This is a genomic window from Pseudomonas trutticola BRTCR10, assembly GCF_056155105.1.
In genome coordinates this window covers 1,220,765-1,235,270 of the sequence record NZ_CM149552.1, presented here as the reverse complement: position 1 = coordinate 1,235,270, position 14,506 = coordinate 1,220,765, and the positions used below count along the sequence as shown (strand labels likewise).

Genomic DNA, 14,506 nt, shown 5'->3' with positions numbered 1-14,506 from the left:
CTTTGATGACGCCATCGCGGGCAAGCCACGCTCCCACAGGAGATCCACGAACCTGTGGGAGCGTGGCTTGCCCGCGATGGCAGCGCCGCCGACTTCAGCCTTTGAGCGCAGCAGCCAGAATCAGCGATTTCATTTCAGAGACAGCGGATTTGAAACCCACGAACAATGCATGCGCCACCAGCGCATGGCCGATGTTCAGTTCATTGATGCCCTTGATCGCCGCCACCGCTTCAACGTTGTGGTAGTGCAGGCCATGGCCGGCATTGACGATCAGCCCCTGCGCCAGACCAAACGCCACGCCGTCCGCCACACGCTTCAATTCTTCCGCCACTTCGGTCGGGGTCTCGGCATCGGCATAACGCCCGGTGTGCAGTTCGATCGCCGGTGCGCCTACACGTTTCGACGCAGCAATCTGGCGCTCATCGGCATCGATGAACAGCGACACTTCGCTGCCGATTTTCGACAGACGCTCGACCGCTGCCCTGATGCGCTCTTCCTGCCCCGCCACATCCAGACCGCCTTCAGTGGTCAGTTCCTGGCGGGTTTCCGGCACCAGGCAAATGTGCGCCGGGCGGATACGCTCAGCGAACGCCATCATTTCTTCGGTGACACCCATTTCGAAGTTCATGCGGGTTTGCAGCACATCCTTGAGCAACAGTACGTCGCGTTCCTGGATATGCCGGCGGTCTTCACGCAGGTGCACGGTGATGCCGTCGGCGCCCGCCTCTTCCGCGTCGAGCGCAGCCTTGACCGGATCCGGGTAGCGCGTACCACGGGCCTGACGCAGGGTGGCGACGTGGTCGATGTTCACGCCAAGAAGAATGCGATTGCTGGTGGTCACGGATGCGCGCTCCTGAAGAAAAAGATTCGGCGCACAGCATACGGTGAGATCAGGGCTTGCGAAACAGCTCCCGGCTAACGAGGGGACGACCGCCCAGGTGAACAGCCAGTGCCTGACGCATCAGGCGTTTGGCGGCGGACAGTGCGCCGGGCGCTGTCCAGTCGGCTTCGGCCATGGCCAGTAATTCAACGCCGTTGAACAGACCCGGCTGCAGCAGGTAGACACGCTCAAGACCCGCATCCACTTGCAGACGATAGAGGCCATCCGGCGCCACCGCCTCGCCGTGGATGTCAGTGTTCATGGAAAACCCGTAACCGAGATCATCCAGCAGGCGCCACTCGAAGGAGCGCAATAAAGGTTCCAACGGCCGGCCTTCAGCCAGCGCCAGCAAGGTAGCGGCATAGTGATCAAACACCGCCGGGTGCGGATCTTCAGCAGGGAGCAAACGGATCAGCAATTCATTGAGGTAGAGGCCACTGAACAGCGCCTCGCCGACCATCCAGGTCGCGTTACCGGCACTTTCCATGCGCCCGACATTCTTCAGCTCACCCTTGCCGCGAAACTCCACTTCCAGCGGTACGAACGGCCGCGCCAGTGTCCCGGCCTTGCCCCGCGCACTGCGCAACACCGCCCGCAGCCGACCTTGCGGCGTGAGGAAATCGACCAACGCGCTGGTTTCACGATAGGCGCGCGAATGCAGAACGTAGGCAGGTTGGGCGGGGGGTGGGCTTTGCGACATTGAGTTCTCGATGAAGAAACGCAGTCTTGAGATCAACATAAACCAAATGTGGGAGCGGGCTTGCCCGCGATGGCGGATGCACATTCAACATCTCTGCCGAACGTTACATCCTCATCGCGGGCAAGCCCGCTCCCACAGGGTTCTCTGGTTAAACAGGAACCGATATTTTTTTACAGATCGCCGTAACCCAGCGAACGCAGCGCGCGCTCGTCGTCGGACCAGCCGCCCTTCACCTTGACCCACAGGTTGAGCATGATTTTGGAGTCGAACAGCAGCTCCATGTCCTTGCGCGCTTCGGTGCCGATGCGTTTGATGCGCTCGCCCTTGTCGCCAATGATGATCTTCTTTTGGCCGTCACGCTCGACGAGGATCAGCGCGTGGATGTGCAGCGTCTTACCCTGCTGCTTGAACTCTTCGATCTCGACGGTGATCTGGTACGGCAGCTCGGCACCCATCTGGCGCATGATTTTCTCGCGCACCAGTTCAGCGGCGAGGAAGCGGCTGCTGCGGTCGGTGATCTGGTCTTCCGGGAAGAAGTGATCGTTCTCCGGCAGATGATCGGCGATGACCTTTTCCAGCGCTTCGAGGTTGTGCCCGTGCTGCGCGGAAATCGGAATGATCTGCGCGTTCGGCAGCTGTTCCTGCAACCACGACAGGTGCGGCATCAGCTCGGCCTTGTCTTCGATGCGGTCAGTCTTGTTCAGCGCAACGATCAGCGGGCCGGTCACGTATTGCACGCGCTCAAGAACCATCTGGTCTTCGTCGGTCCACTTGGTGCGGTCAACCACGAAGATCACCACGTCGACGTCTTTCAACGCCGCCGAAGCGGTCTTGTTCATGTAGCGGTTCAGGGCCTTTTCGCCACCCTTGTGCATGCCCGGGGTGTCGACGTAGATTGCCTGCACGTCACCCTCGGTCTTGATCCCGAGCATGTTGTGCCGAGTGGTCTGCGGCTTGCGCGAAGTGATCGCGAGCTTCTGGCCGAGGATGTGGTTCAGCAGCGTCGACTTGCCGACGTTGGGACGGCCGACGATGGCAACGTAGCCACAGCGAGTTGCGTTTGTATCAGTCATTGCCATTCTCCACGCCCAGGGCAATCAGTGCTGCGGCGGCCGCTACCTGTTCGGCAATACGACGGCTCACACCCTGACCTCGGCTTTTTTCATTCAGTAAGACAACTTCGCACTCGACGAAGAAGGTTCGGCAGTGCGGTTCACCCTGGATGTCCACCACTTCGTAACGAGGCAGTTCGCAACCGCGCGATTGCAGGTGTTCCTGCAGACGGGTCTTGGGATCCTTGTTGGTATCGACCAGCGTCAGCCCTTCGAACTCGCCAGCCAGCCAGGCCAGTACGCGCTCGCGAGCGACATCCATGCCCGCGTCGAGGTAGATGGCGCCGATCAACGCTTCGAGGGCATCGGCCAGAATCGACTCGCGACGGAAACCGCCGCTTTTCAGTTCACCGGAGCCCAGACGCAGGTAATCGCCAAGGTCGAAACCGCGCGCCAGTACGGCCAGCGTCTCACCTTTTACCAGGCGTGCGCGCAAACGCGACAACTGGCCTTCGCGGGCCAGCGGGAAACGGTCGAACAGCGCCTCACCGGCAACGAAGTTGAGGATGGCATCGCCGAGAAACTCCAGACGCTCATTGTTGCGCCCGGCAAAACTGCGGTGCGTGAGGGCCAGCAGCATCAGCTCCTGGTCCTTGAAGGTGTAACCGAGCTGACGCTCGAGACGGCTTAATGAGGCGCTCACGGTTTACCCACGCTGAGATCAAAGCTGGATTCCACCGCCATCGCCGGGGTACGGCGCAGGCCTGGGACAATTAACGCTGTGTTCAAAAATTAAATCCTGGCTGTAGCGAAGCCGATTGTGCCGGCTCCAGAAATGCATTCGGCGCTGTGGTCAACAGCGCCGTGTGTGATTACTTGATCAGGCCAACCCGCGAGAAATTCGGCAGGTGGCTGAATTTCGGATCCGGCCAGCTCATCCAGACCGCGAAGGCCTTGCCGACGATATTCTGGTCGGGAACCATGCCCAGCAGATCCTTGGGAATGTTCGGATCATCCCAGAAACGACTGTCGTTCGAGTTGTCGCGGTTGTCGCCCATCATGAAGTAGTGCCCGGCAGGCACGGTCCAGGTATGGTCAGGAATGGCGCGGTTGTGATTCATTTCCTTGCGGATCAGGTGCTCGGCGGCGCCGAGTTTCTCTTTGTACAACTCGGCAGTGCCGAGCATGCCCGGCTCCGAACCGGCCAATTGTTCGGCAACCGATTCGCCATTGACGAACAGACGCTTGTCAGCGGTGTACCGCACGGTGTCGCCCGGCAGGCCGACTACACGCTTGATGTAGTTGACGTTCGGGTCACTCGGGTAGCGAAACACCATCACATCGCCGCGCTGCGGATCACCGACTTCGATGATTTTCTTGTCGATCACCGGCAGGCGGATCCCGTAAGAAAACTTGTTCACCAGAATGAAGTCGCCGACGTCCAGGGTCGGTTTCATCGAGCCGGACGGGATCTGGAACGGTTCCACGAGGAACGAACGCAGCACCAGCACGATGAACAACACCGGGAAGAACGACTTGCCGTATTCAACCAGCAGCGGCTCTTTGTTCAGTTTCTCGACCACCACGATATCGGGCTGGCTGACACTGCCTTGATAAGAGGCAATGGCAGCACGCCGACGCGGTGCCAGAATCAGCAGATCAAGCAACGCCAACAGGCCGCAGACGAACACGGCGATGACCAGCAACAGCGGGAAATTTAGTGACATAGGACCTGACTATTCCAACCTGAGCACGGCAAGGAAGGCTTCTTGTGGAATTTCCACGTTGCCGACCTGCTTCATGCGTTTCTTACCGGCCTTTTGCTTCTCGAGCAGTTTCTTCTTACGGCTGACGTCACCGCCGTAGCATTTGGCCAATACGTTCTTTCTGAGTGCCTTGACGGTTGTCCGGGCAACGATCTGACCGCCAATGGCAGCCTGGATAGCCACGTCGAACATCTGCCGCGGAATCAGTTCTTTCATCTTCTCGGTCAACTGGCGACCTTTGAAGTGCGAGTTGTCACGGTGCACGATCAACGCCAGAGCATCGACCTTGTCACCGTTGATCAGCACGTCCAGTTTCACCAGATTAGCCGATTGGTAACGATCGAAATGGTAGTCCAGCGAAGCATAGCCGCGGCTGGTGGATTTGAGACGGTCGAAGAAGTCGAGCACCACTTCGTTCATCGGCAGGTCATAGGTGACTTGCACCTGATTGCCGAGGAACAGCATGTCGACTTGAACGCCACGCTTCTCGATGCACAGGGTGATGACGTTGCCCAAGTGTTCTTGCGGCACGAGGATGTTGGCGCGCACGATCGGCTCGCGCATGTCTTCGACGGCCGAGACGTCTGGCAGCTTGGACGGGTTGTCGACGTAAATCGTTTCACCGGTTTTCAGCACCAGTTCGAAGATTACCGTCGGCGCCGTGGTGATCAGGTCCAGGTCGTACTCGCGCTCGAGGCGCTCCTGGATGATTTCCATGTGCAGCATGCCGAGGAAGCCGCAACGGAAGCCGAAGCCCAGTGCGTCGGAGCTTTCCGGGGTGTACTGCAGCGACGAGTCGTTGAGGGTCAGCTTCTGCAGCGCTTCGCGGAAATCCTCGAAGTCATCGGAGCTGACCGGGAACAGACCGGCGTAAACCTGTGGCTGGATGCGTTTGAAGCCCGGCAGCACCGGAACATCTGGCGTCGAGCTCAGAGTCAGGGTGTCACCGACCGGGGCACCGTGGATGTCCTTGATGCTGGCGATGATGAAGCCCACTTCGCCGGCTTTCAGGTCAGCGGTGGCGGTGTGTTTCGGGTTGAAAACACCGACGCTGTCGACCAGGTGCACCTTGCCGGTGGATTTCACCAGAATCTTGTCGCCCTTCTTCACACGGCCATGACGCACGCGCACCAGGGAGACAACGCCCAGGTAGTTGTCGAACCAGGAGTCGATGATCAACGCTTGCAGCGGATCTTCGATGTTGCCGGTCGGCGCAGGAATGGTCGTCACCAGACGCTCGAGCACTTCGTCGACACCCAGGCCAGTCTTGGCGCTGCAGGTGACGGCGTCGGTGGCGTCGATGCCAATGATCTTTTCGATTTCGTCTTTGACGCGATCAGGATCAGCCTGCGGCAGGTCGATCTTGTTGAGTACCGGCATGACCTCAAGGCCCTGCTCGATCGCGGTGTAGCAGTTGGCCACGGACTGGGCTTCAACGCCCTGACCGGCATCGACTACCAGCAAGGCACCTTCACACGCGGCCAGGGAACGGCTGACTTCATAGGTGAAGTCGACGTGGCCCGGGGTGTCAATGAAGTTCAGCTGGTAGGTGACGCCATCTTTGGCTTTGTAATAGAGAGTAACGCTGTGGGCCTTGATGGTGATCCCGCGTTCACGCTCCAGATCCATGGAATCCAGTACCTGGGCTTCCATTTCACGCTCGGCCAGGCCGCCGCACATCTGGATGAAGCGATCGGCCAGCGTCGACTTGCCATGGTCAATGTGGGCGATGATGGAGAAATTGCGGATATGACTCAAATCACTCACGGATCAACACTCAAAAAGGCTGCAGGCATGGCCCGCCGAAAAATAGCCGGGAATTGTACCTGATACACGGCGCAAGCGTCACGTTCGCCTGTCACCCGGATTGCATGCAAAAACGCCCCGATCTGTCGATCGAGGCGTTTTCAGGGTTACGCAGCGGATGAAAGCTTGTTCATCAACCCGCTCGTCTAAGCAGCCAGACACCTGCCAGGGCGCAGACACCGGCCGGCACCAGCACCGCAAACAGCGGCGAGAACCCGAACACCAGGCTCGACGGGCCGAGCAAATCCTGGACGATACGGAAGGTGAAGCCCACCAGTACACCGGTGAACACACGCTGGCCGAGGGTCACCGAACGCAGCGGACCGAAGATGAACGAGATGGCCATCAGCACCAGCGCCGCGGTCACCAACGGCTGCAACACCTTGACCCAAAATGCCAGCCAGTAACGGCCGTTGCTCAAGCCCTGCTCGGAGAGATAGTGGATGTAACCCCACAGACCACTGATCGACAGCGATTCCGGGGCCATCACCACGGTGCTGAGCAGTTGCGGGCTCAACGCCACGTCCCACTGCTCGTTCGGGGTATTGACGACTTCAGTGCTGCGCTCATGAAACTTCGTGGTGGCAACGTCGGTAAGCTGCCATTTGGTGCCGTCGAACTCCGCCTTCTTGGCGAAACTTGAACTCAGCAGATGGCGTTCCTTGTCGAAGTGATAGCGGGTCACGCCATACAACAAGCCGTTAGGTTGCACGGCGTTGATGTGGATGAACTCCTCACCCTGACGGTGCCACATACCGTGCTTGGCGCTTTGCGCGTCGCCGCTGCCCTGGGCCAGCGAGCGATTGGCCTGGGCCATGCTTTCGGTGGCCGGAGCAACGTATTCGCCGATCAGCACGCCCGCCAGCATCAGCACCAGCATCGGTTTCATCACCGCCCAGACGATACGGCCGATGGACACGCCAGCGGCGCGCATCACTGTCAGTTCACTGCTGCTGGCCAGACTGCCGAGGCCGATCAGGCAGCCAATCAACGCCGCCATCGGCAGCATTTCATAGAGCCGGCGCGGCGCGGTCAGCAAGACAAAACTCAGGACATCAACCAGCGTATAGGTATCGCTGACGTCGCCCATTTCATCGATGAAAGCGAACAACGTCGCCAGACCGAGAATGATTGCCAACACGGCGATGATCGCCATGAACACGCTGCTGCCGATGTAGCGGTCGAGTTTAACCACGGGCCACCTCCAGCGCAGCGGCGCGACGGCTGGCCATCTTCAGACGCAGAGGCTCCCAGTACAGCAGGCCGAGGCCGATGAACAGGAAGATTGCGTGCACCCACCACAAGCCGAGCGCTGGCGGGATCTTGCCTTTTTCAAGGGCGCCGCGGGCGGCAATCAGGATGGTCAGGTAAGCCATATAAAGAAGAATCGCCGGCAGCAGCTTGAGGAAACGCCCTTGGCGCGGATTGACTCGCGACAGCGGCACCGCCATCAGGGTCACGATGAACACCAGCAGTGGCAGGGACAGACGCCATTGCAGTTCGGTTTTCGAGCGAATGTCATCACTGCCCAGCAGAGCCGAGGTCGGCATGGCGTCACGGTCAGTGACCTCTTCGCTGACGTCCGGTTTGGGCAGCAGCACACCGTAGGTTTCGTAATGGATGGCGCGGTAGTCGGCCTGTCCCGGGCTGCCGTCGTAGCGGTAGCCGTTGTCGAGAATCAGGTAGCGGTTGCCGTCAGGGCGGACTTCCTGACGGCCCTTTTCGGCCACCAGCACGGAAATCCCGCGGTCCTTCTGATCGGCGCCGAGGTTCTTCTGCGAGATGAACACACTGCCGAGATTGACGCGATCGTCGCTCAGGGTCTCGGTGTAGGTCACCCGGGTACCGTCACGCAGGGCCTGGAAGCGACCTGGCTCAAGGGTGTCGAATTCGGTCAGGGCGTCCTGCTTGTTCAGCAGCAGCTGGAACTGATTGGCGCCTTGCGGGGCCAGCCCCAGGCTCAGCCATGCCACGACCAGGGCCACCAGCGTCGCCGGAAACAGGGTCATGCGCAGCAAGCGTTGCTGGCTCATGCCGGTGGCCGAGAGCACGGTCATCTCGCTTTCCAGGTACAGGCGACCGTAGGCCAGCAGGATCCCGAGGAACAGGCCCAGCGGCAGAATCAGTTGCAGGAAGCCCGGCAGACGAAAGCCCATGATCAGGAACAGCGAACCCGGATCGAGCTGGCCGGCGGCGGCCTGAGCGAGGTATTTGATGAAGCGACCGCTCATGATGATGACCAGCAACACCGCACTCACGGCGCTGAGGGTCAACAGGACTTCGCGGGACAGATAACGGAAGACGATCAAACCAGACACTCCAGGGTTGTCAGGCTAAGGCGGCCAAACAAGCAAACACATCGACCGGCCCGCAACGCAGAGCCGTCGAAAAAAGATGCGGCATTATCCTGTGATTGGGGGCGCCTGTCACTGCGCACACTCATCGGCGTGTGCATTACGTTGAAGATCGTACAACCGAGGGTTGTCAGGCGCGGGGAGCGAGGTTCAAACTGCGGCCCTTGTCGCAGGCTTTGGCCTGCGCCTCTTCTATCTATAAGCAGGCGACTGCGGACACCGTCGAACGCCTGTGTGTTGACCATTCATTCAGGGATCCGGACATGGAACTGGTTGTAAAAAGCGTTAGCCCAGAAACGTTGAAAACCGCCACCCTGGTGGTTGCCGTCGGCGAAGGCCGCAAACTCGGCGTCGCCGCCAAGCAGGTCGACGAACTGAGCGGCGGCGCGATCAGCGCTGTACTCAAGCGTGGCGATCTGGCCGGCAAGGTCGGTCAGAGCCTGCTGCTGCACAGCCTGCCTAACCTGAAAGCCGAACGCGTGCTGCTGGTCGGCGTGGGCAAGGATGAAGAACTGGGCGACCGTCCATTCCGCAAAATCGTTGCCGCCATCCTCAACACGCTGAAAGGCCTGGGCGGCAGCGACGCCGTACTGGCACTGGATGAAATCATTGTCAAAAACCGCGACAGCTACGGCAAGACCCGTCTGTTGGCAGAAACCCTGGTAGACGGCGAGTACACTTTCGACCAGTTCAAGAGCCAGAAAGCCGAGCCGCGCGCACTGAAGAAAATCACCCTGCTGACCATCAAGGCTGCGCAAGCCGAAGTGCAACGCGCTGTGAGTCACGCCACTGCGATCGCCAACGGCATGGCTTTCACCCGCGATCTGGGTAACCTGCCGCCGAATATCTGCCACCCGACGTTCCTTGGCGAACAAGCGAAGAATCTGGGCAAAGAGTTCAAGGATCTGAAAGTCGAAGTGCTCGACGAGAAGAAGATCAAGTCGCTGGGCATGGGCTCGTTCTACGCCGTTGGCCAGGGCAGCGCCCAACCGCCGCGCCTGATCGTCATGCAATACAACGGCGGCAAGAAATCCGAGAAGCCGTACGCACTGGTCGGCAAAGGCATCACCTTCGACACTGGCGGCATCAGCCTGAAGCCGGGCGCCGGCATGGACGAAATGAAATACGACATGGGCGGCGCTGCCTCCGTGTTCGGCACCCTGCGCGCCGTGCTTGAGCTGAAGCTGCCGATCAACCTGGTGTGCATCCTCGCCTGCGCGGAAAACATGCCGAGCGGCAACGCGTCGCGTCCTGGCGACATCGTCACCACCATGAGCGGCCAGACCGTGGAAATCCTCAACACCGACGCCGAAGGCCGTCTGGTACTGTGCGATGCCCTGACCTACTCCGAACGCTTCAAGCCGCAAGCAGTAATCGACATCGCCACCCTGACCGGCGCTTGCGTGGTCGCACTGGGCGCTCACACCTCGGGCCTGCTGGGCAACAATGACGAGCTGATCAATCAACTGCTCAGCGCCGGCAAGACTGCCGATGACCGCGCCTGGCAACTGCCGTTGTTCGACGAATACCAGGAGCAACTGGACAGCCCGTTTGCCGACATCGCCAACATCGGCGGGCCGAAGGCCGGCACCATCACCGCTGCCTGCTTCCTGTCGCGCTTCACCAAGAACCTCAACTGGGCGCATCTGGACATCGCGGGTACCGCATGGACCAGCGGCGGCAAGGACAAGGGCGCCACTGGCCGTCCGGTTCCACTGCTGACCCAATACCTGCTGGACCGCGCAAAAGCCTGAAACCGATGAACCTGGGCGGCGTCACTTTGCAGTGACGCCGTTCAAGGCTCAGGAACCGCAATGACCAAAGTCGACTTCTATATCCTGCCCAGCGCCGATCCGTCGGCACGCCTGGATTTTGCCTGCAAGCTCACCGAGAAAGCCTGGCGCATGGGCCACCGCATCTATCTGCATTGCAGCGACGCGGCCCAACGTGACGACCTCGATGCGCGCCTGTGGGCGTTCAAGGGCGAAAGCTTCGTGCCCCACGGCCCCGCCGACAGCGAACCGGACGGTTTGATTGTGTTGGGTTTGGGCGATGACTGCGGCGAGCATCAGGATTTGCTGGTCAATCTCGACCTGAAAGTCCCGGCCTTTGCCAACAAGTTCGCCCGGGTGGCGGAAGTGGTGGTGGAAGACCCGACCATTCAAGCCGCAGCGCGGGAGAGTTTTCGCTTCTACCGCGAACAGGGCTATCCTCTGCAAGATCACCGTTTACAGCGACTCTGAGCACTCCAATGGACACTCCGAAACCGCAGCAAAAGTCCGCACACCTGTTGGACGATCTCGAATCGATCCGTCAGTTGCTCGGCGACGACAACCTGCAACCGCCCCTGCTGACCGATACGGTCGATGAGGGTGAACAGGAACAGATTCCGATGCTGTTCGACTCGGTTGGCAATGAGCCACCCGCCGTCGAACCGCCTCCCGCGCCAACCCCGACACCCGCCGCGCAACCTGCCGCAACCGTCGACAAAGGCCCGGACGCCCTGCTCCACCTGGACAGCGAACTGCGCGCCGCCGCGCAATTGATCATGCAAGACGTGATCGATGACTTCGCCCCGCACATCGAAACCGAAATCAAACGCCGCCTCGACGCGCGGATGGAGCGGCTGCTCAGCCAGTACGAATAATTCCTCGATCGCCCCTGTGGGAGCTGGCTTGCCAGCGATAGCATCACTGTGGTTTTCCTGAAAAACCGCGGCGCCTGCATCGCTGGCAAGCCAGCTCCCACATTTAAGCCTCCACCCGCCCCTCCCCCGCTCGCCCTCGGCCCCATGCCCCGCTATACTTCCCGGCTTTTCCTGAATAAATGCCAATAGGGTCCCGCCGCGCATGGATAAGACCTACCAGCCGCACGCCATTGAAACTTCCTGGTACAACACCTGGGAGTCCGAGAACTATTTCGCACCGCAAGGCGCGGGCGATTCCTACACCATCATGATCCCGCCGCCGAACGTCACCGGCAGCCTGCACATGGGTCACGGTTTCAACAACGCGATCATGGACGCCCTGATCCGTTTCCGCCGCATGCAGGGTCGCAACACCCTGTGGCAGCCGGGCACCGACCACGCCGGTATCGCTACGCAGATGCTGGTGGAGCGTCAACTGGAAGCCACCGGCCAGAACCGTCATGACCTGGGCCGCGAGAAATTCCTCGAGAAAGTCTGGGAGTGGAAGGATCAGTCGGGCGGCAACATCAGCCGGCAGATCCGTCGCCTCGGCTCGTCCGTAGACTGGAGCCGCGAGCGCTTCACCATGGACGACGGCCTCTCGGAAGCCGTTAAAGAAGCCTTCGTGCGCCTGCACGAAGACGGCCTGATCTACCGCGGCAAGCGTCTGGTCAACTGGGATACCAAGCTGCACACGGCGATTTCCGACCTCGAAGTGGAAAACCACGACGAGAAGGGTTTCCTGTGGAACCTCAAGTACCCGCTGGCTGACGGCGCGAAAACCGCTGAAGGCAACGATTTCCTGATTGTCGCGACCACCCGTCCGGAAACCATGCTCGGCGACTCCGCCGTCGCGGTGAACCCGAACGACGAACGCTACGAAGCCCTGATCGGCAAGTTTGTCGAGCTGCCACTGGTTGGCCGCCGCATCCCGATCATCGCCGACGATTACTGCGATCCTGAATTCGGCACCGGTTGCGTGAAAATCACCCCGGCCCACGATTTCAACGACTACGAAGTCGGCAAACGCCACAACCTGCCGTTGCTGAACATCTTCGACAAGAACGCCAACGTGCTGCCTGCGGCGCAGGTGTTCAACCTCGACGGCACGCTGAACGACAGCATCGACGGCAAGATCCCGGCTGAATATGCAGGTCTCGAGCGCTTCGAAGCGCGCAAGCAGATCGTCGCTGCGTTCGACGCCGCCGGCCTGCTGGTCAGCGTCGACGATCACAACCTGAAAGTGCCGAAGGGCGATCGCTCCGGCACCGTCATCGAGCCGTGGCTGACCGACCAGTGGTACGTTTCCACCAAGCCGCTGGCAGAGCCTGCGATTGCTGCTGTTGAAGACGGCCGTATCCAGTTCGTGCCGAAGCAGTACGAAAACATGTACTTCTCGTGGATGCGCGACATCCAGGACTGGTGCATCAGCCGTCAGTTGTGGTGGGGCCACCGGATTCCGGCCTGGTACGACGAGTCGGGCAAGGTCTACGTCGGCCGCGACGAAGCCGAAGTGCGTGCCAAGCACAACCTCGGCCCGGACGTTGCGCTGCAACAGGACAACGACGTGCTCGACACCTGGTTCAGCGCGGGCCTGTGGACGTTCTCCACCCTCGGCTGGCCGGAAAAGACCGAGTTCCTGAAGAAATTCCACTCCACCGACGTGCTGGTCACCGGTTTCGACATCATTTTCTTCTGGGTTGCCCGGATGATCATGCTGACGATGCACCTGATCAAGAACGAGGACGGCACGCCGCAGGTGCCGTTCAAGACCGTTTATGTACACGGTCTGGTGCGTGATGGCCAAGGCCAGAAGATGTCCAAGTCCAAGGGCAACGTCCTTGACCCGCTGGACATCATCGACGGTATCGAGCTTGAAGCGCTGGTGCAAAAACGCACCTCGGGCATGATGCAGCCGAAAATGGCGAAGAAGATCGAGAAGCAGACCCGCGACGAGTTCGCCGACGGTATCGCCAGCTACGGCACCGACGCCCTGCGTTTCACCTTCTGCTCGCTGGCGTCGACCGGTCGCGACATCAAGTTCGACATGGGCCGCGTCGAAGGCTATCGCAACTTCTGCAACAAGATCTGGAACGCCGCGCGTTATGTTCTGGACAAGGGCGAAGACTGCGGCCAGAACGGCGAAGCCTACGAGCTGTCGCTGGCGGATCGCTGGATCATCTCGCAACTGCAACGCACTGAAGCCGAAGTGACCCGTCAACTCGATCAGTTCCGTTTCGACCTCGCCGCGCAAGCGCTGTACGAGTTCATCTGGAACCAGTACTGCGACTGGTACCTGGAACTGTCCAAGCCTGTGCTGTGGGACGAAAACGCTCCGGTTGAACGTCAGCGCGGCACCCGCCGTACGCTGGTTCGCGTACTGGAAGTGGCACTGCGTCTGGCGCATCCGTTCATGCCGTTCATCACTGAAGAAATCTGGCAGCGCATCGCGCCGCTGGCCGGCATTCAGGGCAAGACGATCATGCTGCAACCTTGGCCAGTGGCCAACGAAGAGCGCATCGATCCGGCCGCCGAAAACGACATCGAATGGCTCAAGGAACTGATGCTCGGCACGCGTAATATCCGTGGCGAAATGAACATCGGCCCGGGCAAGCCACTGCCGATCTACCTGAAGAACGTCAGCGCTGAAGATCAGCGTCGCCTGACCGAGAACGAAGCGCTGCTGAAGAAGCTGGCGCGTCTGGAATCGATCACCGTTCTGGCGGCCGGCGAAGAAGCGCCGCTGTCCGCTACCGCTCTGGTGGGCGAGATGGAAGTGCTGGTGCCAATGGCCGGTCTGATCGACAAGGGCGCCGAGCTTGCGCGTCTGGACAAGGAAATCCTGCGTCTGCAGGGCGAAGTCCAGCGTGTTGGCGGCAAACTGTCCAACGCCGGTTTCGTTGACAAGGCCCCGGCCGAAGTCATCGAGAAGGAACGCGCCAAACTGGCCGAGGCTGAACAGGCCTTGGGCAAACTGGCCGAGCAGCACGCGCGGATTTCCAGCCTGTAAGGGCAAGCCGCGATGAAAAAGGGAGGCCACATTGGCCTCCTTTTTTTGTTTCTGCAATTTCACAGCCACCGAAGAACCCTGTGGGAGCGGGCTTGCCCGCGATAGCGTCGGGTCAGGCGACATTTATGTTGACTGATACACCGCCATCGTGGGCAAGCCGGCTCCCACAGGCTCCTCGGTGTTCTTTGCATTACGTTCACAGCGGCTGGATGTGGGACAATACCCGCCACTTTCAGCCATACCCGAATCGAC

The 14,506-nt window shown here is 60.2% G+C and carries 12 protein-coding genes; 4 read left to right on the top strand and 8 right to left on the bottom strand.

The window, feature by feature from the left end; all coding sequences use genetic code 11:
* Nucleotides 1–94: 94 nt before the first annotated feature.
* From pdxJ to lptF, 8 genes are all read right to left on the bottom strand, one after another.
* Complete coding sequence (gene pdxJ, locus ACVVH8_RS05330) at nucleotides 95–841, bottom strand: pyridoxine 5'-phosphate synthase (RefSeq protein ID WP_103306377.1); 747 nt, start codon at nucleotides 839–841, stop codon at nucleotides 95–97.
* Between the two features lie 49 nt (nucleotides 842–890).
* Complete coding sequence (gene recO, locus ACVVH8_RS05325; protein ID WP_475228874.1) at nucleotides 891–1,580, bottom strand: DNA repair protein RecO; 690 nt, start codon at nucleotides 1,578–1,580, stop codon at nucleotides 891–893.
* A gap of 170 nt (nucleotides 1,581–1,750) precedes the next feature.
* Nucleotides 1,751–2,653, bottom strand: coding sequence for a GTPase Era (gene era / locus ACVVH8_RS05320; RefSeq protein ID WP_016771562.1), 903 nt, complete (start codon nucleotides 2,651–2,653; stop codon nucleotides 1,751–1,753).
* Entirely contained in the window at nucleotides 2,646–3,335 is a 690-nt protein-coding gene (gene rnc, locus ACVVH8_RS05315) for a ribonuclease III (RefSeq protein WP_103306375.1), read from the bottom strand. Before rnc ends, era begins: the two co-directional genes overlap by 8 nt.
* Nucleotides 3,336–3,504: 169 nt before the next feature.
* Entirely contained in the window at nucleotides 3,505–4,359 is an 855-nt protein-coding gene (gene lepB / locus ACVVH8_RS05310) for a signal peptidase I (RefSeq protein ID WP_103306374.1), read from the bottom strand.
* A 9-nt stretch (nucleotides 4,360–4,368) separates the two neighbouring features.
* A complete protein-coding gene (lepA, locus tag ACVVH8_RS05305; RefSeq protein ID WP_103306373.1) occupies nucleotides 4,369–6,165 on the bottom strand; it encodes a translation elongation factor 4 in 1,797 nt (598 codons plus the stop codon).
* Nucleotides 6,166–6,337: 172 nt separating this feature from the next.
* Nucleotides 6,338–7,399, bottom strand: a complete 1,062-nt coding sequence (gene lptG / locus ACVVH8_RS05300) for an LPS export ABC transporter permease LptG (protein ID WP_103306372.1) — start codon at nucleotides 7,397–7,399, stop codon at nucleotides 6,338–6,340.
* Nucleotides 7,392–8,513 (bottom strand): LPS export ABC transporter permease LptF, encoded by a 1,122-nt coding sequence (gene lptF, locus ACVVH8_RS05295; RefSeq protein WP_103306371.1) that lies wholly within the window; start codon nucleotides 8,511–8,513, stop codon nucleotides 7,392–7,394. Before lptF ends, lptG begins: the two co-directional genes overlap by 8 nt.
* Before the next feature lie 308 nt (nucleotides 8,514–8,821).
* On the opposite strand from lptF, the gene ACVVH8_RS05290 reads away from it, so the two are divergent.
* From ACVVH8_RS05290 to ACVVH8_RS05275, 4 genes are all read left to right on the top strand, one after another.
* Nucleotides 8,822–10,312, top strand: a complete 1,491-nt coding sequence (locus tag ACVVH8_RS05290; protein WP_213027636.1) for a leucyl aminopeptidase — start codon at nucleotides 8,822–8,824, stop codon at nucleotides 10,310–10,312.
* A gap of 60 nt (nucleotides 10,313–10,372) precedes the next feature.
* A complete protein-coding gene (locus ACVVH8_RS05285) occupies nucleotides 10,373–10,801 on the top strand; it encodes a DNA polymerase III subunit chi (protein ID WP_475228872.1) in 429 nt (142 codons plus the stop codon).
* Between the two features lie 8 nt (nucleotides 10,802–10,809).
* Nucleotides 10,810–11,205, top strand: coding sequence for a DNA polymerase III subunit chi (locus ACVVH8_RS05280; RefSeq protein WP_103306368.1), 396 nt, complete (start codon nucleotides 10,810–10,812; stop codon nucleotides 11,203–11,205).
* A gap of 202 nt (nucleotides 11,206–11,407) precedes the next feature.
* Nucleotides 11,408–14,254: a valine--tRNA ligase gene (locus ACVVH8_RS05275; protein WP_475228869.1), complete on the top strand. Its 2,847-nt coding sequence runs from the start codon at nucleotides 11,408–11,410 to the stop codon at nucleotides 14,252–14,254.
* The last annotated feature ends 252 nt before the right edge of the window (nucleotides 14,255–14,506 follow it).

Excerpts from the sequence above, each read along its gene's own strand:
- ACVVH8_RS05275 (WP_475228869.1), top strand. The coding sequence starts at position 11,408 with ATGGATAAGACCTACCAGCCGCACGCCATTGAAACTTCCTGGTACAAC.
- lepB (WP_103306374.1), bottom strand. The coding sequence starts at position 4,359 with ATGTCACTAAATTTCCCGCTGTTGCTGGTCATCGCCGTGTTCGTCTGC.
- ACVVH8_RS05280 (WP_103306368.1), top strand. The coding sequence starts at position 10,810 with ATGGACACTCCGAAACCGCAGCAAAAGTCCGCACACCTGTTGGACGAT.
- ACVVH8_RS05290 (WP_213027636.1), top strand. The coding sequence starts at position 8,822 with ATGGAACTGGTTGTAAAAAGCGTTAGCCCAGAAACGTTGAAAACCGCC.
- ACVVH8_RS05285 (WP_475228872.1), top strand. The coding sequence starts at position 10,373 with ATGACCAAAGTCGACTTCTATATCCTGCCCAGCGCCGATCCGTCGGCA.
- era (WP_016771562.1), bottom strand. The coding sequence starts at position 2,653 with ATGACTGATACAAACGCAACTCGCTGTGGCTACGTTGCCATCGTCGGC.
- recO (WP_475228874.1), bottom strand. The coding sequence starts at position 1,580 with ATGTCGCAAAGCCCACCCCCCGCCCAACCTGCCTACGTTCTGCATTCG.